This is a genomic window from Gracilibacillus xinjiangensis, assembly GCF_042651765.1.
GTDB lineage: Bacteria > Bacillota > Bacilli > Bacillales > Amphibacillaceae > Gracilibacillus > Gracilibacillus xinjiangensis.
Genome location: NZ_JBHSDT010000004.1, coordinates 1 through 24936 on the forward strand (window position 1 = coordinate 1; position 24936 = coordinate 24936).

Sequence of the window (24936 nt, forward strand, 5' to 3'; positions counted from 1 at the left end):
TCTATAAGCTAGCTTGTTCTTACATTTTATATCATACTGGTTGTTTTGTTCAGTTTTCAATGATCAATGTTTTAATGCGTCGTTTTAAAGCGACCTCTTAAATATAACATTTATAAATATTTAAGTCAATAGTTTTTTTAATGTTTTTTGTTTGTATATGTCTCTTAAAAAAGCGACTAAATCAGAATAACACACCTAAAAAAGAAAAGCAACAAAAAATCATGAAAAAAAGAACCAACGATTAATTTGGTTCTTCTGGCACGGATTTAGATTAAGAACACATGAATGGCTGTCAATGAAGCAATACCTGGTACTCCGAGCAATCCAACGATTGCCGCTGTAAAGATGTTAACCGGGATGTGAAGACCGAATGATGCGCCGAATAAATTAAAGAAGAACAAAAAGAGAATTCCTATTGTTAGTTTTATCGCACCTTTCCCCAATGGCTTTGTAAAATTAAGCGGGATACCTTTCACTAATAAAAATGCAATTAACAACAATAATCCACCAATAATCCACATATTCATTAAGCTTGTCCCCTTTTAACAATATAATCATTTATATAACTATATGAAACAGGAAAGAAATTAGAATAGAAATTTTTTTACTTTACCGCCCTGCTGAGATCCTGCGATATTTAGCTTCACGAATAAGATAAAAGTATTTAGCCTTAGCAACAGCTAAATCAAATTGGCCTCTTTCACTAGGTTCGATACTGCGCGCCATTATATCTTCTAAGTTTGTCCACTCATTTTTTAATTGATAGATAGTATGAAGAAGTTCTTGGTCTATTACCTCTTTTTTTATCTTCTTTTTACGAAACATTTTATTTCACCCTTATTTACAGTTCTCTTCTACCTTCTAGTGCTTTTGATAAGGTGACTTCATCTGCATATTCCAAATCTCCACCCATCGGTAAACCATGAGCGATACGTGTTGTTTTGATTCCTGATGGTCTTACGAGTCTCGATATATACATTGCGGTTGCTTCACCTTCAATATTCGGGTTTGTTGCTAATATCAGTTCCTTTACCTCTTCATCTTTTAATCGATTGATTAATGAGGGAACATTGATGTCTTCTGGTCCGATTCCATCCATAGGGGAAATAGCACCATGAAGTACATGATATTTACCATTAAATTCTCGCATTTTCTCCATTGCAATAACATCTTTCGGGTCCTGCACAACACATATCAGGGATTGGTCCCGGGAATCATCCTGGCAGATTGCACAGGGATCCTGGTCTGTAATATGCCCGCACACACTGCAATGGGTTAATTCTCTTTTCGCATTCGCTAAAGCTTTGGCAAAATCCAGCACGTCATCCTCTTTCATATTCAGGACAAAGAAAGCCAGGCGGACAGCAGTTTTAGGTCCGATCCCTGGCAATTTCGTAAAACTATCAATTAGTTTGGATATTGGTTCCGGATAATACATTAGATATTCCTCCTAGAACATACCTCCAGGTAAATTTAGCCCTTTTGTAAATTTGCCCATCGTATCGTTTGTCTTGTCTTCTACTTCTTTTAATACTTCATTTGTTGCAGCTAAAATTAAATCTTGTAACATTTCAATATCATCTGGATCTACAACTTCTTCTTGAATTTCGATATCTGTAATTTCTTTTTTACCGTTTGCTGTTACTTTTACCATACCACCACCAGCAGTAGCTTCAAACGTCATTTCTTGCAATTCCTCTTGAGCCTTTACCATATCTTTTTGCATTTTTTGCATTTGTTTCATCATTTTATTCATATTTCCTCCACCACGCATGGAAATCCCTCCTAATAAATATTACTTTTATTCGTGTATTTCTAATAAGTCATCCCCAACTAAATTCCTTGCTTGTTCAATCATCGGGTCTTCTTTCTCTTCAGTTGGCTGATCATCGTCCGGGTTGCCTTGTTCCCTTTGCTTCCTAATATAATCTTCTCGCAAGGTTTGCCAGTTTTCCTCAGGAATTGGGATAAAAGTCATCCCCGAACCGATTATTTCAGATAATACTAATTCTATCGTTTGTCTATGTTCTAATGCAAGCGAACAGTGTATTTCATAACGAAAGGCAATAATAATAACATTGCCTGATGCGGCACTTGGTTTACTATTCTGTACAGTAGCATGTGCTGGTGCACTTCGCTTCTTAAGTGCATCCATGAAATTAGGCCACTCTGTCTTCGTTTTTTTTAACATATCTTTTGATGCTTCTGTTAAAACATGACGAATGCGATCATATGGAATGTTATAGCTGTTTCGGCTGACAGGACTGCTTTTTCTGGTTTGTTGCGGTTTGCTTTCCTGTTGGGGTACGACTTGTTTTGGCATTTCGTTTATTTTGTTTTCCAATTCTTCTATCTTTTTAATTAGATTATTGTAATCCGAATTGGATGGTGAGTTCTTATTTGTTTGTTGTTCACAAATCTTCATAATGGCAATCTCAATAAAAACCTTCGGACTATTCGTCCACTTTATTTCTTGTTGACATTGATTTAATTCTTTAATTGCCTGTTGAATCCATATTGCGTTTAATTGCTGTGCTAATTGTTTGAAAGTATCATCAACAATTGCCCTTTCTAAAACATTTTCAAGTGCTGGTGCTGTTTGATACAACAATATGTCTCGTAAAAAGTATACTAAATCAAATACAAATCGACCTGGATCTTTCCCTGATTGAATCAGCTCATCAACCTCTACTAAAGCTTGTTGCACATTCTTCTCATCCATAACAGTTACAATCGATGCTAATTTTTGCTGGGAAACAGATCCTGTAACAGCAAGTACATCGTCTATTGTTACCTGATCCTCACTATAAGAGATCGCTTGATCCAACAAGCTGAGCGCATCCCGCATTCCACCTTCTGCTGAAAGTGCGACTGCTTCTAACGCTTCTTCTGATACATCGATATTTTCGGAAGATGTTATATGAAGCATTCTTTCTACCATCGCTTTTTGGGAAATCCGTTTAAAATCAAACCTCTGACATCTCGAAATAATGGTTAATGGTATTTTATGCGGCTCTGTTGTTGCAAGAATAAAAATGACATGCTTTGGCGGTTCTTCCAATGTTTTTAAAAGGGCATTGAATGCACCGATTGATAACATATGTACCTCGTCAATAATATATACTTTGTACGCAACAGCACTAGGGGCGTATTTTACTTTATCACGGATATCACGGATTTGTTCTACGCCATTATTTGAGGCAGCATCGATCTCCACCACATCGGAAATGGACCCATCCTGAATACCTAAACATGCAGAGCATTGGTTACACGGCTCCAATGCTGGACCGTTTTCACAGTTTACCGCTTTAGCAAATATTTTAGCAGCACTTGTTTTCCCTGTACCGCGAGGACCTGAAAACAAATAGGCATGGGTAAACTTATCCTGCATAATCGCATTTTGCAGTGTACGAGTAATATGAACTTGTCCGACGACATCCTCGAAATCTCTTGGACGCCAAACGCGATATAATGCTTGATATCCCATTGTCGTGACCCCTTTTAGTTTTTTTACTAATTTATATTGTAGCAAATTCTTCTCATAAAAACGAGTAAGATATTAGAAAAACCTCTTGTTTAATAACAAGAGGTTTTATAGTATGTATTAACGCCGTGCACCAAGCTTCGATGACACTGCCCTAAGCGTTACTTAAGTTGATAGCTCGACCCAGGCTTCCCCGCGGCACACAAGAAGATTCGCTTAATGCTGCTTCCTTCCGGACCTGACATGGTTCACGAGTTCCTGTTGCGCAGGACCCGAGCGTCAACACTACTCCCTTAAGGCAGACCTTAAAGCAGTGACACCTCAGCAAGGTACTCAGTCTCGCTATAGCGGATTGCGAGTACAGGGCACCGCTACCTCCCCACCTAGCACGGCAAGTTTACTAATATATTCAGTTGCGCAACTAAAGCGCACTTATTAGTATAACCGTTTCTCCAGAGAAATGCAAGGCTCATCCCTAGCCATTTTCATCCATATCAGTCTTTATCTTCTTCTTCTTTAACCTTAACTTTTTAAAAAAGTTAGTAAGCAGTTCCCCAGCTTCTTCTCCTAATACGCCTGGTATCACCTCAACCTGGTGATTAAAGCGATCATCTTGCAATAAATTAAAGAGTGTGCCGGCACACCCTGCTTTTTCATCTTTTGCTCCATATACCACTCGCGGGATACGCGCCTGTAAGATCGCTCCAGCACACATTGGGCAAGGTTCCAATGTAACATAAAGGGTACATTCTTCTAATCGCCAGCTGCCAATAACTTCATTCGCCTTATCTATTGCTAACAACTCTGCATGTGAGCCTGTTGTCTGAAGCTTTTCTCTTAAATTAAAGGCAGAAGCAATAACTTCATCTTGATAGACAATGACAGCACCAATTGGTACTTCCCCTAAAACTTCGGCTTTTTTCGCCTCATCCAGCGCAATTTGCATATATTGCTGATCATCCATACTATCCCACATTCCATCCTTTTTCTCCTATATTGCACAATTTGAAGAAAAACTTCAAGTAGGGGATGCATGTTTTGATCGAATGAGGGTATCTATTCAACAGGATGAAAATGAGGTGAGCAAATGAAAAAAGCAGCTGTAATGATTATTGATATGATTAATGACTTTGATTTCTTGGAAGGGAGAATGCTTCTGCACCACACCAGAAAGATTGTCCCCAATATTAAAAAACTAAAAAATTTTGCTGAAGAACATAACTTGCCTGTCATATACGTAAATGACCATTATAATACATGGGAAACTGATTATAAGGCGATTGCCGAAGTTTGTTTAACAGAAGATAATAAAGAGATTATTGAACAGGGGACTCCTGGAAAAGGTGATTATTTTATTATGAAACCTCAAATGTCCGGCTTTTTCCAAACACCACTTAGGTCTCTATTAGAAGAATTAGAGATTGAACATATTATTATGGCAGGTATAGCGGGGAATATATGTATATTATTCACAGCTAATGACGCACATATGAGAGGGTATACATTACATGTCCCTGAAAATTGTGTGGCATCAAATACAGAGAGACATAATGAAGATGCACTTCAATTAATGAAGAAAGTTTTCAAAGCAAATACTAAGCCGATTTAAAGGAATGGGAATAATGTTCTAATCTCTCTAAATTATCATATGGTATTAAAAGATATGATGAAAGAGAGGAGAACGTTCAGTGCAGACATATATCGTAAAGCAAGGTGATACTCTTTATTCGATTGCCAGCCGGTTTGGAACATCCTATCAGGCAATAGCTACTGCTAATGAATTAAATCCAGAACAAGGATTAGTTGTTGGTCAGGCAGTTGTCATTCCGATATACGGTCAGTTTTATACAGTGCAATCTGGGGATAGTCTATACTCAATCGGCCAGAAATTTGGTATTTCCGCTTCTGAATTAGCCAACATTAATCAAATTAGTTTATATCAGCCGTTATCTGTTGGCATTCAATTATACATTCCCGAAGTTACAAATAAGGAAATTGAAGTATTGGCATATATTGAACCTACTGGCGGGACTGTTTCCGAAACATTAGAAAATGCTGCTAGGAAACACAGCAGAAACCTCACTTATTTGGCTCCATTCTCTTATCGGGTGACAAGAGAAGGTTCTCTTATCGCTCCACCTCTCAACCAATTCGCATCAATTGCTAATGAAAACGAAGCAGAATTAACCCTTGTTGTCAGTAATTTAGAAGAAGGTGCTTTTAGTGCTGAATTAGGGAGAATTATTTTGACAAATGAACAAGTTCAAAACCGATTACTCGATCAAATTATCACAACAGCAAATGAAGTCGGATACGTAGAGGTGCACTTTGATTTGGAATTTCTGCCTCCAGAAAACAAACAAGATTACCGGGACTTTTTAGTCAAGGCGACAGAGAGGCTTCACCAGGAAGGTTTACTCGTATCAACAGCACTAGCTCCGAAATCAAGTGCAGAACAAACAGGGGAATGGTATGAAGCTCATGATTATGGGGATCATGGGGAGATTGTCGATTTTGTTGTACTGATGACATATGAATGGGGATATAGCGGCGGACCTGCAATGGCTGTTTCTCCAATCGGACCTGTCCGGGATGTAATAGAATATGCCCTGACCGAAATGCCTGCAAATAAAATCATGCTTGGGCAGAATTTATACGGCTATGACTGGACATTGCCATATGTGCCAGGCGGAGACTATGCAAAAGCTTTAAGCCCGCAACAAGCAATTGATTTAGCTCGGGAAAACAATCAAGCGATTTTATATGATGAGGAAGCACAAGCCCCCTACTATTTCTATCAGGATAATGAAGGAAATCGCCATGAGGTATGGTTTGAAGATGCAAGATCTATTCAAGCGAAATTTGATTTGATCAAAGAAAAAAATTTACGAGGCATTGCCTATTGGAAGCTTGGTCTATCTTTTCCTCAAAACTGGCTCTTATTAGAAGACCAATTCACAATAAGAAAAAGGAACGCTCTCTAACTAGTGCGTTCCTTTTTCTATGGATTTTCAGCAAAGGTTTCTCAGAACTAATTGCTTAATCTGTTACCAGTAAAACTCGCAATTCTTCTTTGTTAACAATAAGGTCATCTAATGTGTAATCTTCTAATACCTGAAAGAATGCCTGCATTGCTTTCCCAACGACATGGCGAAGATGACATGAAGAAGTGATTACACATTGATTATGTTCTCCATCAAAGCATTCTAACATATAAAACTCATTCTCCATCAAACGAATAACAGACCCGATGTTTATCTCTTCCGCCTGCCTTGCAAGTGTAATCCCGCCATTTCTCCCTCTCGTTGTCTTTATATATCCGTTCACACTCAATTGATGAACTACTTTACGAATATGTTCTGTAGAAATAAAAAAAGTGTCAGAAATTTCTTTAATACTAGCTTTCTCTTCTTTTTTTGTTCCTGTGTAGATCAGCACACGTAATGCGTAGTCGGTATACTTTTTTAAACGCATATAAAAAGCCCCTTATCATTGATATATTCATAGTCTACACATAACCATCTTTCATTGACAAGGAGGTTGTTAGATCTTATGCTCGCTAACGGTAACAAGCGGTAAAATAACTGGATCATTGGCAGAAGTCTATATTGTAATAGCAGATGATATTACAACAAAAAAAGAAAAAGCAGAGCTTATCACCCTGCTTTTTTTCTATTCTTCCAATGTTGACGTATCACCAGTTGGTAAACCTAGTTCCCATGATTTCAGGAGGCGGCGCATAATTTTACCACTGCGTGTTTTTGGAATACTATCTGTAATTTCAATTTCTCTCGGAGCAGCATGTGCACTTAAATCCGTCTTCACAAACAAACGGATATCTTCCAATAATTCATCTGTTGCTTCATATCCGGGATTTAGTGTAATAAATGCCTTAATAATTTCTCCACGCTCAGGATCAGGCTTTCCAATAACACCAGCTTCTGAAACTGCTTTGTGTTCAATTAATTTACTTTCCACTTCAAATGGACCAACACGTTCTCCAGATGTATTAATTACATCATCCAAACGGCCTTGGAACCAGAAGTAGCCATCTTCATCCATATATGCACTATCCCCTGAAACATACCACTCATTAATAAAATAACTTTCATATTTACCTGGGTTATTCCAAATGGCACGCATCATTGATGGCCAGCCTTTTTTAATTGCTAAGTTCCCCATTTGATTTGGTGGCAGTTTATTCCCTTCATTATCAACTATCGCTGCTTCGATACCGGGAATAGGTTTGCCCATTGAACCTGGTCGTACTTCCATGCACGGTAAATTTACAATCAGCATGGCGCCAGTTTCGGTCATCCACCATGTATCATGGATTCTTAAATCTAACACCCTAAGCCCCCATGTAATGACCTCCGGATTTAGCGGTTCCCCAACACTCATAATATGTCGCAGGCTGGAGAAATCATATTGCTTAACAAGCTCTTCTCCTGCACTTACAAATTTCCTTAATGCGGTTGGGGCTGTATACCAGATTGTCACATTATATTTATCCAGCGTTTCATACCAGGACTCCGGTGTAAAGCGTCCACCTCGAATGACATTGGTTACACCATTCAACCATGGGGCAAAAATCCCATAACTTGTTCCAGTTACCCATCCTGGGTCTGCTGTACACCAATAAACATCATCATTTTTTAGATCGATAACCCATTTGCCTGTTGCATAGTGTTGAATCATTGCATTATGAACATGATAAACCCCTTTTGGTTTGCCAGTAGATCCAGAGGTATAGTGAATTAACATCCCATCTTCTAAATCTACCCATTCCATATCGAAAGATGCAGATGCATTCTCGATCTCCTTATCAAAATTTATATATTTTCCTGTTTCCAAATCCTCCGCACCGACTAATACTACTTGTTTTAGTGCAGGCAATTCATTTACAGGTACACGCTCTAATAAATCCGGTGTTGTTATGAGCATTGTTGCTTCACTATCTTCAAGCCGGTCTCTTACCGCCTGTTCCATAAATGCTTCGAATAGCGGCCCTGCGATTGCGCCAACTTTTAATATCCCGAAAAAACTAGCATAGAATTCCGGGCTTCTAGGCATAAATAAGAAGACACGGTCACCTTTTTCTACATGATATTTCTTTAACACATTTGCCACTTGGTTGCTTCGTTTACTGAGTTGTTCAAAAGTAATAGATTCTTCCCGATCCGGTGATGAATACAATAAGGCAACTTTATCTTTTGTCTGAGGGTTTTCTGCATGCTTGTCAATTGCCTCATATGCTGCATTTACTTTCCCTGTTTGATACCAGCTAAATTCTTTCTTAACATGTTCCCAATCAAAACCTTCTCTTAACTCTTCGTAACTAGTCACATTATAATTCCCTTGTCTTGTCGGCACCTTTGTCATATCCATCCTCATCACTCCTTATCTAGTAAACGCTTGCATTGACTTGAAATGAAATGTTTATCCCCTATTTCTATTGTAACGAAATGAATTCAGAATGCAAGCGTTTAAAATTCCATTTATTACATCTAAAGTAATCATAAATGCACGTTAAGAAAACGATAGTACAACTGAATTATTTTCCTACATAGGAAAGGAAAGTTTGCACATACTATCTTGTAAGACGGAAAGGATGTGTCCTTAAATTGCGCCAAATGAAAAATGAACAAGGGCAAAGAAAAAATAAAAGCAAAGATAAAAAGTCGCCTATTCACGATAATTTATCTGTAAATATTGAGGAAATGAAGCAAGCTTTTTCCTATGGACTGAATAAAGATTTCTCTATGCGAACATTAAAGGCCAAATTCAATGAAAGTAATGCTTGTCTCTTTTACTATAGTTCCATTGTCGCTGGGGAAAGAATTGATACACATATTATTAAACCATTGCTCGAACAAACAAGTGATAAACTTAGTAATATTGTTACGATCGGAAGTGTGCAAGAGGTAACAGACTTGGAGACAGCTGTACAGAATATCAACAGTGGGAAAGTAATCTTATTTATCGATCAGGATCCAGCTGCCTATGCGATGGATGTTGCTGAATTTGAGCATCGTTCGGTATCCAAAGCGGAAAATGAAAGTGTCATTAAAGGACCGCAAGATGCATTTACCGAATCGTTAAATGCAAACATCTCTCTTATTCGTAAACAAATTCATAACCAGCAATTAGTCAATGAAGGGGTACAAATCGGCCAAAGATCAGTAAATGAAGTGAATCTTTTATACATCAAAGATTTAGTAAATAGTGATCTATTAGCAAATATAAAAAAACGGTTAGAAAATATATCTGTTGACAGCATTCGTAATATTGAGATCTTAGAACAGCACATGGAAGAACGCCCTTATTCTTTAATTCCTACTATCTTATACACGGAAAGACCTGATAAAGCTACAGCCTTTCTTGAAGATGGCTATATTATCTTATTAATGAACACATCATCTGCCTGTTTAATTGTACCTGTTACTTTTTGGTCTTTTTATCATTCACCAGAGGACAGGTATTTACGTTTTTTATATGGTAACTTTACTCGCTGCATTCGTTTATTATGTTTTTATTTAACAACAATGATTTCCGCAACTTATGTAGCGATAGCTAATTTTCATAGTGAGATGATTCCACCAGATTTACTGTTGGCCATTACCGCATCTAGAGAAAGAATTCCATTTCCGCTTCTGTTTGAAATTTTGCTAATGGAAATAGCCTTCGAATTAATTAGAGAGGCAGGGGTAAGGATACCTAACCCACTTGGCCCAACGATCGGGATAGTTGGGGCACTAATCTTAGGCCAAGCTGCTGTGGAAGCCAATATTATTAGTCCTATTATCGTTATTGTTGCCGCATTATCAGGATTATCATCCTTTGCCATTCCTGACTTGAACATGAATTTTACGGTAAGGATCGTTCGGTTTGTCTTCATCCTGGCTGCAGGTTCATTAGGTATGCTGGGGCTTACAGGGGCATTACTTCTGTTCTTTATGTATGCAGCATCAATCAGGTCTTTCGGTGTACCATTTTTCTCACCAATTACGCCAAATTTTGTATCAGCCAAGGACACTGTTTTTCGTAAAGTGTTGAAGAAGGAATTCTATCGTCCTGGCTATCTTGATTTAAAAGACAGTCAGAAACGTGAAAAATAGGTCTGCCACTTTCGTTATGTCAATCTTTATTAAGAAGAGGGTTATGTACTTATGCAAAATAGAGGATTTCTACGGGTAAGAGAAATATTTGCAATGATTTTAATCATTGTAGGCATTAGGTTATCTGATTCTACTCCATCCTTACTAGCTCAAAATACACAAAATGCACTTTGGATTGTACCAGTAATATCTTTTATCTGCATCTTTCCAAGCTTCCTTTTAATGCTTTACTTATTAAAGAAATATAAAGATAAAAACTTAGTTCAATTATTAGAAGCAATTTTAGGAAAAGGGCTAGGAAAAGCGATCGGCTTTATTATCTTTCTTTTCGCCTTTTTGTCAATGACATTGGACAGTCGTAATTATGTGGAACAAATAAAAGTATTATACTATCCGGAAGCGCCCACTAGCCTTATCTTTGTTATCCTGCTTGGTATCGTTTTTTTCGGGGCAAAAAGAGGAATTGAGGTAATTGGGTATTCGACATTTATTGCTTTACCCTTTATTAAGATATCTGCTTTCTTTATTGTATTCCTAGTATTAGGGGACTTGCTGATTCAAAGAATATTCCCGATCTTTGGCTCAGGATTATCCAGCCTGTTAAGTGAGGGTATTGGAAAGGCGTCCATTTTTGCTGAACTGTTTTTTATCCTCATTGCTTATGTATCAACAAGGGAAACAGAAATTTTCCATAAAGCCAGCATCCTTGCAGCAATTGTTGCTTTGTTCGAAATAGTAGTTTTTTATTTTGTCTATATTACAGTATTTGATTATAACTCTGTTGTTAAGATTGCTTTTCCATTCCATGATATTACCCAATTTATCAGCTTTGGTGCATTCTTCTCTAATATTGAAACAATCTTTATGGTCTTTTGGATAATTGCAGCCTACTTAAAATTTCTGATCCTTCTGTACCTTACTACATGGATTTTTGGTGTTGTCTTTAACATTGAAAATTTTGAACCGTTATTACTTCCATTTGGTTTTCTGACAGCAACAGTGGCGGCATTGCCATTTAATACAGTTATTAATGAACTCCAATTTCGGGATACCTTACTGTCTATCATGACTCCATTCTTTATTATCCTGCCTATTTTATTATGGCTGGTTGCTCTACTAAGAGGAGGTTTACGTAAATGATAAAAAAGCTCTTGTTATGGTTATTATTCCTGCTTGTATTAGTTGGCTGCCAGGACCGCATCGAACTGGAACAGCAATCGTATGTTATTGCAATTGGTATTGATTCCACTGACGAGAAAGGAATTTATGCATTAACTTACCAATTCCCTAACCCGGAAGTAGGCTATTCTTCAACAGCTAATTCAGATGAGCCACCGACAGAGAATGTCACAGTAAATGGCTCCGATATATTGAGTGCCACCTATACAGCTAACTCAATTATTTCCAAACAAATCACACTAGATCATACTAGGGTAATCGTTGTAGCAGAGGATGTGGCCAGATCAGATGATTTTCTACGAATCATTCAATCAGCATCCCGAACACCAGATATAAGAAGAAAGGTAGAACTTATCGTATCAAAAGAAAAGGCATCCGACTTTATTAATAACAATCAGCCGATTATGGAAACAAGGCCACATAAATATTATCAGGCAATGTTATCACGCGCTATCGAGACAGGAATCATTCCTCAAGCAACAGTTCATCAGTTTTTCCAAATAACAGAAGGAGATGCTGATTTATTTCTTGGTATTTATGCCACAACAGAAAAATCAGAGAACCGGAAGGAAGAAGACGGGTTTGAAGATCAATATATCGCCGGGGAAATTCCCCAAATTGGTGGATCTCCTACACAGTTTATGGGTTCAGCTGTTTTTAAGGAAGGGAAAATGATTGATATTATTAATGGAGAAGAAACACGCATTGCACAAACACTTAATACGACATTAGAGATGGACAGTTATTTAGCAACAATCCCAGATCCGATTAATCCAGATTACCGCGTAACGTATAACTATTCCCAAACCGAAGAACCAAGAATCAATATTAACTACCATAAAGATAAACCAACGACCATTGATGTTAAGGTGAAATTTAAAGCGGAAGTTGTAGCAATTCCAAGTGTAATTGATTATTCAACAAATAATGATGCCAGAGAAAAATTAGAACGAACGATTACTAAAAGATTAACAGAAAAAACAGAAGCATTTATTGAGAAAACACAAAAAGAATATCGGTTAGAACCTTTTTATTGGTCACTGTTTGTAAGAAAATTCTTCAAGGATATTCCGTCCTATGAAAAGGCAGATTGGTCAAATAACATTTACCCTAATGCAGAAATAAAAATTGATTACGTGATGGAGAAATTAGAATTCGGAAAAATGCTAAATGATACTAGCATAGAAGATGTGAGGGATTAAAATGGTGAAGGTATTGTTTGTATTATTAGTGATCTTCATTATTTATCGATGTGTCATACATAGCATTGATACATTTCGTTCTGGGAATAAAATGGGGGGAATAGCGATTCTTTCAGTTATCCTTTCTGTTATGGTTACATCTATTATAATTATTTTATTTCGTTAGAAGTTTATATCCCTATTATTTCCTTCCCCCAATACTTGAGGGGGTTGACAAGTATTCCTCGTATGTTATTTACGGCCCTAGCAGGATTCGAACCTGCGACGCATCGTTTAGGAAACGAACGCTCTATCCCCTGAGCTATAGGGCCATTACCTGAATATGTGTACTTTTGTTATTATAAGAGTTCATTAGAGGAAAAATCAAGATGTCTGTCCTTGTTTTTCCTCCTATCATTATTTTTCAAAGTTTTTACGCAGCTCTGCTGATTTATCTGTTGCTTGATGTAAGCAAGCTATAACAGCTTCTTGAAAATCATGTAATTCCAATGCTTTTAAGCCAGCCTCTGTCGTCCCACCAGGGCTAGTAATCTTTTCACGTAACACTTTGGGTGAATCTGGACTTGTTTCTAACATTTCTGCAACACCTTTTATTGTCTGGGTCATGAGGGGCTTTGCGACTTCTATATCCAGTCCCTTAGCAGCAGCAAATTGCTCCATTGCCTCTACCATATAATAATAAAAAGCAGGAGCACTTCCAGCAAGTGCAGTAAAGGCATCCATTTCCTCTTCTTTTATTAATGCAGTGGTACCAACAGATTGCATAAGTGTTTCTACCAGCATTAAGTGGTCTGATGCCGCGAAACGGCCTCCTGTAATAGTTGTAGCAGATAAGCCAATGGTTGCAGAAGTATTTGGCATCACACGAATGACAGGGTTATTTGTATCTAACTGTTTTTCTATAAAACTAGTCGATATTCCTGCCAATAGAGAAATAACCACTTGCTCTTCGCTCAACCAGCCTCTTATTTCCTCTGTAGCTGTCTTTATATCTTTTGGTTTCATTGCAAGAATGATAACATCACTTTTTTCAATTGCTGCTTGTTTATTTGGAGTTATTTGGATATGATATTTTCCTGCCAATTCTGCTAATCGTTCTTCATTTGAATGATTTGTTGCAGTAATTTGCTGTGACGGCACAACGTTATTTCCCGTCATTCCGGCAATAATTGCTTCAGCCATTGAACCTGCACCAAGAAATGTAATTGTTTGTTTCATCACTGTTCATCCTCTTTATCTTAATAGAAGCCTCTTTAACATTTGAAACTTAGTTCTGCTAATTGATAGCGAATAGAATCAAACTAAAACTTGCCACTCTTATAGTATAAAACAAAAAAATCGTTATGCAATGATAACGATTTTTGAATATGTAATCTCCAATTTTGTGTGCAAATAATGGCGGAGGAAGAGGGATTCGAACCCCCGCGGGCTTTGACACCCCTGTCGGTTTTCAAGACCGATCCCTTCAGCCGGACTTGGGTATTCCTCCGTATCTGACGACAAGTAATAATATATCATATTATTATCTCGCCGTCAACATTTCATTTAATTTTTTTTGAAAATAAGTCAATTAATTAAGAAATAACTGTTTTCCCGCCCATATATGGCACCAATACGTCTGGTACTTTTACAGTGCCATCTTCTTGCTGGTAATTTTCTAAAATGGCTGCAACCGTACGGCCAATTGCCAAACCGGAACCATTTAATGTATGAACAAATTCTGGCTTCCCTTTTTCCTCACGGCGGAACCTGATTCCTGCACGACGAGCCTGAAAGTCTTCAAAATTGGAACAGGAAGATATTTCACGGTACGTATCATTACTTGGCATCCATACTTCAATATCATACTTTTTCGCTGCAGTAAACCCTAAATCGGCTGTACACATGCTCATTACTCTGTATGGTAACTTCAATAACTGCAGTACTTTTTCAGCATGGCCTGTTAATTCCTCTAATACTTGATAAGAATCTTCCGGTTTAACGAATTGAACAAGCTCTACTTTATTAAACTGGTGCTGTCTAATCAAACCTCTTGTGTCACGGCCTGCTGAACCTGCTTCAGAGCGAAAGCTCCCACTGAATGCTGTGAACTTTTGCGGCAAATCTTCCACCTTTAAAATTTCATCACGGTAATAGTTAGTAACAGGAACTTCAGCTGTTGGTACTAAGAAGTAATCCCAACCTTCAAGTTTAAAGGCATCTTCCTCAAATTTAGGGAGTTGTCCTGTTCCTGTCATACTAGTGCGGTTAACCATATATGGTGGTAACATTTCCTCATATCCATGCTCATCTGCATGCAAATCCATCATAAAATTCATTAGTGCCCGTTCTAATCTCGCACCTAATCCTTTATAGAAAACAAATCGGCTGCCTGTTACTTTTGCTGCTTTTTCAAAATCTAAAATATCTAATTCTGTGGCAACATCCCAATGTGGCTTTTGCTCAAAAGCAAATTGAGGAACTTCACCCCACTTGCGTGCTTCTACATTATCGTCCTCTGTTTCACCGATTGGTGTAGATTCGTGAGGAATATTTGGAATAGAAAGCATTAATGTTTCTAATTCCTCTTCCACTTGCTTCAATTCTTGATCAATCGTTTTAATTCGGTCACCGACTGTCTTCATTTCAGCAATCATATCATCAGCGTCTTTCTTTTCCTTCTTTAATACAGAAATTTGCTTAGACACTTCATTTCGTTTCGCTTTTAATTGTTCTGTTTCGTTAATTAATTCTCTTCTTCTCTCGTCCAAGTCACCGAATTTATCTAAATCGGCTAAGTCTTCCCCTCGATGCTGCAGCTTTTGTTTTACTTCAGCAAAATTGTTACGTAACATTTTCATATCTAACATATGAAATACCTCCTAAAAAATTATATTCATTAAGTTAAATTAAACCATATTCCTGTAAATGACTCTTATTCAGGTGATATCCGCTGCAAGCTGTTACCTTTCACGGAATTCTGCGGATAATTCATCACAATATAAAAAAACTCCCACCCCTAATAAAAGATAGGGACGAGAGTTTACCCGCGATACCACCCTGATTGGAGAAGATTATCTCCCAGCTTGATTTACAAATAACGGCTTGCCACCGGATAAGCTTACTTTAACAAATTCGCTTATCACTCAAGGATGGATTCTCCCCATACACTTATCAGTTTTCACCGACCACTGACTCTCTGCAAAGCATAGTAGAGATACTATTTCCTTTCAACGTTTTCGATATTATGAACCTTGTGTTACTGTTTGATTCGCTTTTTCTACCATTTCGATAAAATAGCCTGTTAAGCGATGGTCATCTGTTAATTCTGGATGAAACGCACTACATAAGTAATGTCCTTGTTTAGCTGCAACAATTTTATCTTTGTATGTTGCTATTACTTCCACTTCGGGTCCTACTTCTACAACATATGGTGCACGAATGAAAACTGCTTCAAAATCTTTCGCAACACCTTTAATTTCTAACTCTGCTTCAAATGATTCACGTTGACGGCCAAAAGCATTACGTTCCACTTTCATATCCATTAAACGCAGATGGGCATTGTCTTTACCAACAATCTCATCTGCCAGAAGAATTAACCCGGCACAAGTACCGAAAATTGGTTTACCTTGTTTCCCAAAATCTATTAAAGGTTTTAGGAAATCATATTTATCGATTAACCGCCTCATTGTTGTACTTTCTCCTCCGGGAAGGATTAGCCCATCAACTTCTTCCAGCTGTTCTTTATGTTTAATCACTATTCCTTCTGCACCTCTAGCTTCAACAGAACGAATATGTTCACGAATAGCCCCTTGGAGACCTAATACGCCTATTCTAACCATCTATTTTTACTCCTCACTATATTACCAGCCACGATCTTGCATACGTTGTTCAGGAGCAATTGTACTAATTTCCAACCCTTTCATTGCTGTACCGATTCCTTTCGATACTTTAGCAATTAACTCATAATCTTCATAATGTGTTGTTGCTTCTACAATTGCTCTTGCAAAGTTGGCAGGGTTGTCAGATTTGAAAATACCAGAACCTACGAATACACCGTCAGCTCCTAACTGCATCATTAAAGCTGCATCAGCTGGTGTCGCAATACCACCTGCAGCAAAGTTTACAACAGGCAGACGTCCATTTTCTTTAATGTCTAAAAGTACTTCATATGGTGCGCCTAAATCTTTTGCATATGTCATCACTTCATCAACAGACATGTTCACTAATTGACGAACTTGTGCATTTACTTCACGCATATGGCGAACTGCTTCCACAATATTCCCTGTACCTGGTTCACCTTTCGTACGAAGCATTGCTGTACCTTCTCCAATACGGCGAGCAGCTTCCCCAAGGTTACGGCAGCCGCAGACAAATGGTACAGTATAGTCGTTTTTATTTAAATGAAATACCTCATCTGCTGGTGTTAATACTTCACTCTCGTCAATATAGTCAACACCCATTGCTTCTAGTACACGTGCTTCCACAATATGGCCAATCCGTGCCTTTGCCATTACTGGAATGGATACAGCGTTCATTACTTCTTCGACAATTGTCGGATCTGCCATACGAGCAACACCGCCGGCAGCACGAATATCAGATGGTACTCGTTCTAATGCCATTACTGCTACAGCACCAGCCTCTTCGGCAATTTTAGCTTGCTCTGCATTTACAACGTCCATAATAACGCCGCCTTTTTGCATTTCCGCCATACCTCTTTTTACTCTATCTGTACCTACTTTAGACATCTATATTTCCTCCTAAGTATAAAATCCCTTATTGTATGATAAACGTATCGTCATTATATCTACTATATTATATTATATAACAAAAATTTCACAAATGCCAAGTGGTGAAATTGGAATTAACTACAGCCTTTAAATCACTATATTAGCTAAACAGGCCTTTTACAAATCCTGCAACTGCACTAAACAAATTACCAAAGAAATCTCCAATAGCTCCCATCGTTAACATGAACCAGTTTGCTTTTTCTACTGTAGCTGAAGCAACCAGATCGACTTTCTGCTGTGTGCCGATACCATTAAGATAAGCAATTTCTTCTTCCCCACTGTAAGTTAACAGGGCTTCACCTATTTTATCACCTTTTTCAATAGGTGCTGTTAATTCTCCTTCTTCATTTAACAAGCTTTCGTCCATTTTATATTGAATATTGTATAGTTCTTCTTCGCCATTCCTAACCATCGCTGTTATGGACTCAGCCATTTCAACATCTACTTCCTCTTCTTTTCCCTTTGTAACAGGAAGGGCAGACTCCTCATCTAATTGATATCCGCCAGGGAACAATTCCACTTGGCTAAATTGAGAAAATCCATACTCCATTAATTTCTTTGTTTCCAAAAAGCGTTCTCCCTGGCTGCCTGTCTTCATAACAACAGTAATTACTCTGCGGTCACCTTGTTGAGCAGTACCTGTAAAACAATATCCTGCTTCATCAGTATAACCTGTTTTTAATCCATCGACACCTTCATATCCATATTGCGTAAAATTGTTATCTTCCCATGGTAACATCCAATTTAAATTCTCCAGGGGGCGACCATCTAACTCTGATCGCATGGTACTGGAAAAGTCTAAAACGTCTGGATAATCATTAATTAAATGAAAGGCTAGCAATGCTGCCGAACGAGCGGATAATAAATTATCTGCATCTGGTTCCGTTCCTTCAGGGTAATTTTCTCCTAAATCTGCATTGGATAAGCCTGTTGAATTAACGAATTCGTATTCAGGCAGCCCCATCTCTTCTGCTTTAGCATTCATCATTTTAACAAATTCTGCTTCTGATCCGGCAATCAATTCTGCTAATGCAATGGTTGTAGCATTATCAGATATTATGGACATACCTTCATATAATTGACGAACAGTATAGTTTTGATCTTGTATTAATCCAATACCGGAAAAGGTTGGATCAGCTGAAATACTATAAGGATAATTACTTATCTGTGTAGTTGTTTCCCAGCTGATATCCCCATTATGAATCGCTTCAAGCACTAAATATTCTGTCATCATCTTTGTCATACTTGCAGGAGGTAATAATTGATCCGCATTTTTCTGGTACAATATTTTCCCTGTATTTGCATCGACTAGGATAGCCGATTCTGCACTTACTTCTAAAGATGTTGCTGCTTGTCCTTCAAATGGTTTTATTGCAAATGCAGCAATTGCTAGTATTGTAATCATAAATAGTATACTTATTTTTTTTGACATATTTCTCACATTTTCTACCTCCACCAATTTTTTGCACGAAAATATTTTACCATAACTCATCAAAATAGAAAATGACGCTATGTAATCATTCTTTAAATAGACATATATTTAAAAGTTTCACGTGAAAAAAATGAAAAGCCTGTTCCATACAAAGTGAAACAGGCTTTTACAAAATTCCTCACTGTTTAAATCAAACGGATATCGGGTATAAGAATTATGATATGGAATAATTCGGTGATTCTTTTGTAATTTGGACATCATGTGGATGACTTTCACGAAGCCCAGCCCCTGTCATGCGAATAAATTTCGCATCATTACGTAATGCTTCAATATCTTTTGATCCACAATAGCCCATACCTGAACGCAATCCACCGAGAAGCTGATGAACAGTATCCGCAAGTGGCCCTTTATATGCGACGCGACCTTCAATACCTTCTGGAACTAACTTCTTCGTCTCATCCGTTTCTTGGAAGTAGCGATCTTTGGAACCAGATTTCATGGAAGTAATAGAGCCCATGCCACGATATACTTTGTAACGACGCCCTTGGAAGATTTCCGTTTCTCCAGGACTCTCAGATACCCCTGCAAATAAACTTCCCAGCATAACTGCATGCGCACCTGCAGCAATGGCTTTCGCAATATCACCGGAATACTTAATACCACCATCAGCTATAACTGGTATATTATACTTGCTTGCTTCTGTTGCACAGTCATTAACAGCCGTAATTTGTGGTACACCAACACCTGCAACAACACGAGTTGTACAGATTGATCCAGGGCCAATTCCTACCTTAATTATATTAGCACCTGCTTCAATTAACGCTCTCGTTGCTTCGGCGGTTGCCACATTTCCTGCAATAATATCAAGGTCAGGGTATGCTTCTCTGACTTTTTTCACTTGTTCGATTACACCTTGTGAGTGACCATGTGCCGTGTCCATTACGATAACGTCAACACCCGCATCAACAAGCTTTTCGATACGAAGCATAGAGTCACCAGTGACACCAACTGCCGCACCAGCTAATAGTCGTCCTTGCTGATCTTTGGCCGAGTGAGGGAACTCAATTACTTTTTCAATATCCTTAATGGTAATTAATCCTTTTAGTACATTATTTTTATCAACTAATGGTAACTTTTCAATTTTATGTTTTTGTAAAATTTTGCTAGCTTCTTCTAAAGTTGTTCCTACAGGAGCTGTTACAAGATTCTCACTTGTCATTACATCCGCAATTTTAATCGAATAGTCTTCAATAAATCGCAAATCACGATTGGTTAAAATGCCAACAAGTACTTGGTCTTCCTTATTATTAACGATTGGTACCCCTGAAATACGGAATTTCCCCATTAAGTGTTCCGCATCATACACCTGATGATCTGGAAGTAAGAAGAACGGATTTGTTATAACACCACTCTCAGAACGCTTTACACGATCTACATTCTCTGCTTGCTCTTCAATGGACATATTCTTGTGAATAATACCAATTCCACCTTGTCTTGCAATAGAAATAGCCATTTTCGCTTCTGTTACAGTATCCATACCCGCACTTAAGAAAGGTATGTTCAATGTAATTTTGTCTGAAAGCTTTGTTTTAACTGATACATCTCGAGGCAATACATTGGATTCAGCAGGAACTAGCAATACATCATCAAATGTTAAACCTTCTTTAGCAAATTTGTCTTCTCTCACGGATAGACCTCCTTATATAAATTAATGATAGGATAGTGGAAAACTTTCATTATAAATGAGGAAATGGTACGTCTATTTTGTCCCAAATCTCTGTTAGACATAACGCATCATTGAGGTTTTGCTTCTTAACTATTGTTAATTACAATACGACATGTTCATAGGATTTTCAACCTTTTTTTCTAATAAAAAATTAGAGAAAATCAGTGGTTATAATGAAATCAGCAGTGTAAGAGTTTACATTGGCAGTAAACAAATTTTATCTAAGCAAAAAGCTGGTATTATATTGTTGAATTTTCTTATTTAATTTTATGGCAGATTAATTGGTATGCTGCATAATAACCAGGAGGATAGAATGTACCTGTATAAAAAAAAGAGAGAACTGCTTGTCCTCTCTTCCTTAATTATTACTGATAATTTTCTCAATAAACAATGCTGGTTTGTCCTTAAGTGAAATAACTTCGTTAGTAGAAGTCAGCCGGACAATTGGTCTAATTGGAGTTTCCGGTTTTGCATAAACAATAATTGCTTCCTGTCCATTAGATAATAAGATACTTGTACCAATAGAATAATTTAATAAGGTTTGCGCAAATGTTTGTAAAAGCACATAGTCAAATTTGGTATATGCTAATATAAGCATTTCTTCGATGACCTTAAATGGTGACTGCTTTTTGCGATAACACCGTTCAGATGTCATCGCATGGTAGGTATCACTAATTGCAATAATTTTAGCAAATGGATGAATTTTATCGTCTTTTACTCCCAGTGGATAACCACTGCCATCCAATCGTTCATGATGTTGTAAAATACTTAGCTTCACTTCTTTAGAAAGCCCGGCAATATTCTCAACTAACCGATAAGATAGTGTTGCATGCTTTTTAATTTCATTATACTCAGATAAAGTTAATGTACGCTCTTTTTGCATAATCGTACTATCTAATTTTGCCATCCCGCAATCTGCAAGTATTCCGGCTATTCCTATTTGTATCCATTCTTTGTGGTAGCCTACCTTTTTTGCTAAATGTGCCGAAATTAATGCAACAGATATGCCATGGTGATAAAAGTAATCCTCTTTTGTAGCATATTTGTGTAATAGAAACACATCTAATTGTATATCTTCCATACAATTAAATAATGGAATCACTATTCTGCGGAGCTCATTTACATTGATGGGTGAACCTGATTGCCATTTTTTAAATAAGGTTTTATAGCTTTGCACAGCTTTTTTATATAATGTTGCAAAATCAGTTGTTGCTGTTCCAGTTTCATCTTTAGATTCCTCTTTCAAATCTCCCGGTTGAAATGTTACACCAGAGACAAGCCGCTCTGAAACTTCTATTGCTTTTACACCAAAATGTTGTAGTACTTCTATATGCTTTTCTTCAATGACCGTATTGTCAAAGATAATTGGATGTTTTGTTTTTCCTTCAACCGGCTTGAGTAATATACATCCTGGAATTAATTGATTTGGATGTACCTGCAATCGGACCACACCCCTACTCTTTATTTTGGTCAATTTCCGTTTGATCAGGTTCCTGCTCTACTATTTGTCCTTGCTCAAGTTCCTGCTCAGCGATTACTTCATCCACTTCTTCTTCTGGATCAATTTTTGCTACTGTTGCTACCTTCTCTTCATCTTGCAAGCGAATCAGCCTTACTCCCTGTGTATTTCTTCCGGTTGTAGAAATACCTTCTATTTGCATCCGAATGAGTACTCCAGAAATGGTCATTATCATAATATCCTCTTCACCTGTTACACTTTTAACCGCAACAACACGACCAGTTTTATCAGTGACATTACATGTAAAGATTCCTTTACCGCCACGGTTCGTTTTCCGATATTCTTCTTCAGGTGTTCGTTTCCCATAGCCATTTTCTGTTACATTGAGAACATAATCCCCTTCATTAAGGATTTCCATTGAAACAACTTCATCGTCATCTCTTAAAGATATTCCTTTTACACCGGCTGCCGTTCTTCCCATTGATCTAATCTGTTCTTCCTCAAAGCGGATAACATAACCATTTTTCGTACCAATCAAGATATCCTTTTTACCATTTGTTAAACGAACAGAGATTAATTCATCATCTTCCCTTAAGTTCAATGCGATTAATCCACCTTTACGAATATTCGCAAATTGTGATAGCGTAGTCCGCTTAGAAATCCCGTATTTCGTTGTAAAGAACAGATACCAGTCTTCATTAAACTCACTGACTGTAATAACCGCATTAATCCATTCCCCTTGTTCGACTTCCAGCAGATTAATGATTGGTATTCCTTTTGCTGTTCGATTAAATTCCGGAATTTCATATCCTTTTGCACGGTATACTTTTCCTTTATTGGAGAAGAAGAGTACCGTGTCATGTGTGGAACAAGATACTAGATGTTCAACAAAGTCATCATCATTTGTCCCCATACCCTGGATACCGCGTCCGCCTCTTCTTTGCGCACGGTAAGTAGATGCTGGCAATCTCTTAATATATCCACGGTGTGTTAGTGTTATAACGATATTCTCTTCCGGTATTAAATCTTCATCTTCAATCATTTCTAGCCCGCCACTAACAATTTCTGTTCGGCGCTCATCATTGAAGCGTTCTTTAATTTCTGTCAATTCTTCACGGATGATCTCTAATATCTTTTCCTCATCTGCTAAGATTGCTTTTAATTCTTCAATTAATGATTGAAGTTGTTTATACTCGTCTTCAATTTTTTCTCGTTCCAGTCCTGTTAGACGTTGCAAACGCATATCTAAGATAGCCTGGGCTTGTTTCTCAGAAAGTTTAAACTGATTCATTAAACCTTCACGGGCGATTTCTGTTGTTTGAGACTGACGAATTAAGGCAATAATGGCATCTATATGATCAAGTGCGATTCTTAATCCTTCTAAAATATGTGCTCTTGCTTCTGCTTTATTTAAATCATATTGTGTTCTTCTCTTAGTAATTTCTTTCTGATGATCTAGATAATAAACTAAACACTGCTTTAAATTAAGAACTTTTGGCTGCCCATCAACAAGTGCAAGCATATTAATACCAAATGATGTTTGAAGGGATGTTTGCTTATATAAGTTATTTAGTACTACATTCGGATTTGCATCACGTCTTAATTCAATAACCATTCTCATCCCGTTACGATCCGACTCATCACGTAAGTCGGTAATACCTTCGATCCGTTTTTCTCTGGCTAATTCAGCTATCTTTTCAATTAGTTTTGCTTTATTTACTTGATAAGGCAATTCAGTTACGATAATCCTCGCTTTTCCGTTTGCTTGTTCCTCAATGGAGGATTTTGCTCGGACTGTAATCCCGCCTTTTCCTGTTTCATATGCTCTTCTGATACCACTTCGTCCAAGAATTTGACCGGCAGTAGGGAAATCTGGACCATAGATATAATCATCCATTAATTCAGCAATCGTAATTTCCGGATTTTTACTCACTGCCAGAATGGCGTCAATTGTCTCGCCTAACTGATGTGGAGGGATGTTTGTTGCCATCCCTACCGCAATCCCTGATGCTCCATTAATCAGAAGGTTAGGGAACTTGGCAGGAAGTACTTTAGGCTCACGCTCAGAACCATCGTAATTATCCGTATAGTCAATCGTATTCTTATTAATATCCCGTAACATTTCCATCGCGATTTTCGACATTCTTGCTTCCGTATAACGCATCGCAGCAGGCGGGTCTCCGTCCACTGAACCGAAGTTACCATGTCCATCTACAAGCATATAACGATAACTAAAATCCTGCGCCATCCTGACCATCGCTTCATATACAGCAGAATCACCGTGCGGGTGATATTTACCGATAACATCACCAACAATACGTGCTGATTTTTTGTAAGGTTTATCTGCATGCATACCTTGATCATTTAATGCATATAATATCCTTCTGTGCACTGGCTTTAGACCATCTCTAACATCAGGCAGTGCCCTTGAAACAATAACACTCATCGCATAATCTAAGAAAGATGTACGCATCTCTTGTCCTATATTAATTTCTTGAACTTGTGGACGTTTATTATCCACCATACAACATTACCTCCTATTCATTGCAGTACTTACTACAATGATG

Annotated in this window: 21 protein-coding genes, 2 tRNA genes, 1 other RNA gene and 1 other annotated feature; of the genes, 5 read left to right on the top strand and 19 right to left on the bottom strand. The window is 37.7% G+C overall.

The genetic code is table 11. From position 1 onward, the window contains the following. Positions 1-266: 266 nt before the first annotated feature. The 7 genes from ACFOY7_RS04365 to tadA all read right to left on the bottom strand — a co-directional run bounded on the left by ACFOY7_RS04365 (position 267) and on the right by tadA (position 4448). Positions 267-527, bottom strand: a complete 261-nt coding sequence (locus tag ACFOY7_RS04365) for a pro-sigmaK processing inhibitor BofA family protein (RefSeq protein ID WP_390249773.1) — start codon at positions 525-527, stop codon at positions 267-269. An 82-nt stretch (positions 528-609) separates the two neighbouring features. Beyond that, a complete protein-coding gene (locus ACFOY7_RS04370) occupies positions 610-825 on the bottom strand; it encodes a YaaL family protein (protein WP_390249775.1) in 216 nt (71 codons plus the stop codon). A 16-nt stretch (positions 826-841) separates the two neighbouring features. Next, the gene (gene recR / locus ACFOY7_RS04375; protein ID WP_390249778.1) at positions 842-1438 is read right to left on the bottom strand and encodes a recombination mediator RecR; all 597 of its coding nucleotides are present in this window, start codon (positions 1436-1438) and stop codon (positions 842-844) included. Positions 1439-1450: 12 nt separating this feature from the next. After that, entirely contained in the window at positions 1451-1774 is a 324-nt protein-coding gene (locus ACFOY7_RS04380; RefSeq protein ID WP_390249780.1) for a YbaB/EbfC family nucleoid-associated protein, read from the bottom strand. 27 nt (positions 1775-1801) lie between these two features. Next, positions 1802-3487, bottom strand: coding sequence for a DNA polymerase III subunit gamma/tau (gene dnaX / locus ACFOY7_RS04385; RefSeq protein WP_390249782.1), 1686 nt, complete (start codon positions 3485-3487; stop codon positions 1802-1804). Between the two features lie 123 nt (positions 3488-3610). After that, positions 3611-3876: signal recognition particle sRNA large type (gene ffs, locus ACFOY7_RS04390), an RNA gene on the bottom strand. 83 nt (positions 3877-3959) lie between these two features. Next, positions 3960-4448: a tRNA adenosine(34) deaminase TadA gene (gene tadA / locus ACFOY7_RS04395; RefSeq protein WP_390252039.1), complete on the bottom strand. Its 489-nt coding sequence runs from the start codon at positions 4446-4448 to the stop codon at positions 3960-3962. Between the two features lie 123 nt (positions 4449-4571). On the opposite strand from tadA, the gene ACFOY7_RS04400 reads away from it, so the two are divergent. Both ACFOY7_RS04400 and ACFOY7_RS04405 read left to right on the top strand, forming a co-directional pair. Further along, on the top strand, positions 4572-5093 hold the full coding sequence (locus ACFOY7_RS04400) for a cysteine hydrolase family protein (protein WP_390249784.1): 522 nt from the start codon (positions 4572-4574) through the stop codon (positions 5091-5093). A gap of 79 nt (positions 5094-5172) precedes the next feature. After that, positions 5173-6468, top strand: a complete 1296-nt coding sequence (locus ACFOY7_RS04405) for a LysM peptidoglycan-binding domain-containing protein (RefSeq protein ID WP_390249786.1) — start codon at positions 5173-5175, stop codon at positions 6466-6468. Between the two features lie 55 nt (positions 6469-6523). Here ACFOY7_RS04405 and ACFOY7_RS04410 read toward each other — a convergent pair whose 3' ends face one another. Together ACFOY7_RS04410 and acsA are read right to left on the bottom strand one after the other, a co-directional pair. Beyond that, on the bottom strand, positions 6524-6958 hold the full coding sequence (locus ACFOY7_RS04410) for an RrF2 family transcriptional regulator (protein WP_390249788.1): 435 nt from the start codon (positions 6956-6958) through the stop codon (positions 6524-6526). Positions 6959-7156: 198 nt separating this feature from the next. Further along, a complete protein-coding gene (acsA, locus tag ACFOY7_RS04415) occupies positions 7157-8872 on the bottom strand; it encodes an acetate--CoA ligase (RefSeq protein ID WP_390249790.1) in 1716 nt (571 codons plus the stop codon). A gap of 245 nt (positions 8873-9117) precedes the next feature. Between acsA and ACFOY7_RS04420 the strand changes: the two genes are divergently transcribed. Genes ACFOY7_RS04420 through ACFOY7_RS04430 form a run of 3 tightly spaced genes read left to right on the top strand, consistent with a single transcriptional unit; the run spans position 9118 to position 12983 of the window. After that, positions 9118-10602, top strand: coding sequence for a spore germination protein (locus tag ACFOY7_RS04420; protein WP_390249792.1), 1485 nt, complete (start codon positions 9118-9120; stop codon positions 10600-10602). 51 nt (positions 10603-10653) lie between these two features. Then, positions 10654-11742, top strand: a complete 1089-nt coding sequence (locus tag ACFOY7_RS04425; RefSeq protein ID WP_390249794.1) for a GerAB/ArcD/ProY family transporter — start codon at positions 10654-10656, stop codon at positions 11740-11742. Beyond that, complete coding sequence (locus ACFOY7_RS04430) at positions 11739-12983, top strand: Ger(x)C family spore germination protein (RefSeq protein WP_390249796.1); 1245 nt, start codon at positions 11739-11741, stop codon at positions 12981-12983. Before ACFOY7_RS04425 ends, ACFOY7_RS04430 begins: the two co-directional genes overlap by 4 nt. Before the next feature lie 238 nt (positions 12984-13221). Here the strand turns inward: ACFOY7_RS04430 and ACFOY7_RS04435 are convergent. The 10 genes from ACFOY7_RS04435 to gyrA form a co-directional block, all read right to left on the bottom strand. After that, positions 13222-13294, bottom strand: a tRNA-Arg gene (locus ACFOY7_RS04435). A gap of 85 nt (positions 13295-13379) precedes the next feature. Next, a complete protein-coding gene (gene proC / locus ACFOY7_RS04440) occupies positions 13380-14201 on the bottom strand; it encodes a pyrroline-5-carboxylate reductase (protein WP_390249798.1) in 822 nt (273 codons plus the stop codon). Positions 14202-14379: 178 nt separating this feature from the next. Then, positions 14380-14472, bottom strand: a tRNA-Ser gene (locus ACFOY7_RS04445). A gap of 85 nt (positions 14473-14557) precedes the next feature. Further along, positions 14558-15832 carry a serine--tRNA ligase gene (gene serS / locus ACFOY7_RS04450; protein ID WP_390249800.1) on the bottom strand — a complete coding sequence of 425 codons (1275 nt, stop codon included), beginning with the start codon at positions 15830-15832 and terminating at the stop codon, positions 14558-14560. Between the two features lie 158 nt (positions 15833-15990). Beyond that, positions 15991-16205, bottom strand: a binding site (T-box leader). 2 nt (positions 16206-16207) lie between these two features. Then, positions 16208-16804 (bottom strand): pyridoxal 5'-phosphate synthase glutaminase subunit PdxT, encoded by a 597-nt coding sequence (pdxT, locus tag ACFOY7_RS04455; protein ID WP_390249802.1) that lies wholly within the window; start codon positions 16802-16804, stop codon positions 16208-16210. Positions 16805-16825: 21 nt separating this feature from the next. Beyond that, on the bottom strand, positions 16826-17710 hold the full coding sequence (gene pdxS / locus ACFOY7_RS04460) for a pyridoxal 5'-phosphate synthase lyase subunit PdxS (protein WP_390249804.1): 885 nt from the start codon (positions 17708-17710) through the stop codon (positions 16826-16828). 142 nt (positions 17711-17852) lie between these two features. Beyond that, a complete protein-coding gene (locus tag ACFOY7_RS04465) occupies positions 17853-19193 on the bottom strand; it encodes a serine hydrolase (protein WP_390249806.1) in 1341 nt (446 codons plus the stop codon). Between the two features lie 205 nt (positions 19194-19398). Continuing rightward, positions 19399-20871 carry an IMP dehydrogenase gene (gene guaB / locus ACFOY7_RS04470; protein WP_390249808.1) on the bottom strand — a complete coding sequence of 491 codons (1473 nt, stop codon included), beginning with the start codon at positions 20869-20871 and terminating at the stop codon, positions 19399-19401. 397 nt (positions 20872-21268) lie between these two features. After that, on the bottom strand, positions 21269-22351 hold the full coding sequence (locus tag ACFOY7_RS04475; protein WP_390249810.1) for an HD-GYP domain-containing protein: 1083 nt from the start codon (positions 22349-22351) through the stop codon (positions 21269-21271). Positions 22352-22364: 13 nt separating this feature from the next. Beyond that, positions 22365-24893 (bottom strand): DNA gyrase subunit A, encoded by a 2529-nt coding sequence (gene gyrA, locus ACFOY7_RS04480; protein WP_390249812.1) that lies wholly within the window; start codon positions 24891-24893, stop codon positions 22365-22367. Positions 24894-24936 lie beyond the last annotated feature (43 nt).

Coding starts and splice junctions, on each gene's coding strand:
- acsA (WP_390249790.1), bottom strand. CDS start 8,872: ATGGATATGACAAAGGTGCCGACAAGACAAGGGAATTATAATGTGACT.
- pdxT (WP_390249802.1), bottom strand. CDS start 16,804: ATGGTTAGAATAGGCGTATTAGGTCTCCAAGGGGCTATTCGTGAACAT.
- ACFOY7_RS04425 (WP_390249794.1), top strand. CDS start 10,654: ATGCAAAATAGAGGATTTCTACGGGTAAGAGAAATATTTGCAATGATT.
- ACFOY7_RS04400 (WP_390249784.1), top strand. CDS start 4,572: ATGAAAAAAGCAGCTGTAATGATTATTGATATGATTAATGACTTTGAT.
- ACFOY7_RS04370 (WP_390249775.1), bottom strand. CDS start 825: ATGTTTCGTAAAAAGAAGATAAAAAAAGAGGTAATAGACCAAGAACTT.
- ACFOY7_RS04420 (WP_390249792.1), top strand. CDS start 9,118: ATGAAAAATGAACAAGGGCAAAGAAAAAATAAAAGCAAAGATAAAAAG.
- proC (WP_390249798.1), bottom strand. CDS start 14,201: ATGAAACAAACAATTACATTTCTTGGTGCAGGTTCAATGGCTGAAGCA.
- tadA (WP_390252039.1), bottom strand. CDS start 4,448: ATGGATGATCAGCAATATATGCAAATTGCGCTGGATGAGGCGAAAAAA.
- pdxS (WP_390249804.1), bottom strand. CDS start 17,710: ATGTCTAAAGTAGGTACAGATAGAGTAAAAAGAGGTATGGCGGAAATG.
- ACFOY7_RS04410 (WP_390249788.1), bottom strand. CDS start 6,958: ATGCGTTTAAAAAAGTATACCGACTACGCATTACGTGTGCTGATCTAC.
- ACFOY7_RS04365 (WP_390249773.1), bottom strand. CDS start 527: ATGAATATGTGGATTATTGGTGGATTATTGTTGTTAATTGCATTTTTA.
- gyrA (WP_390249812.1), bottom strand. CDS start 24,893: ATGGTGGATAATAAACGTCCACAAGTTCAAGAAATTAATATAGGACAA.
- ACFOY7_RS04430 (WP_390249796.1), top strand. CDS start 11,739: ATGATAAAAAAGCTCTTGTTATGGTTATTATTCCTGCTTGTATTAGTT.
- serS (WP_390249800.1), bottom strand. CDS start 15,832: ATGTTAGATATGAAAATGTTACGTAACAATTTTGCTGAAGTAAAACAA.
- ACFOY7_RS04380 (WP_390249780.1), bottom strand. CDS start 1,774: ATGCGTGGTGGAGGAAATATGAATAAAATGATGAAACAAATGCAAAAA.
- recR (WP_390249778.1), bottom strand. CDS start 1,438: ATGTATTATCCGGAACCAATATCCAAACTAATTGATAGTTTTACGAAA.
- dnaX (WP_390249782.1), bottom strand. CDS start 3,487: ATGGGATATCAAGCATTATATCGCGTTTGGCGTCCAAGAGATTTCGAG.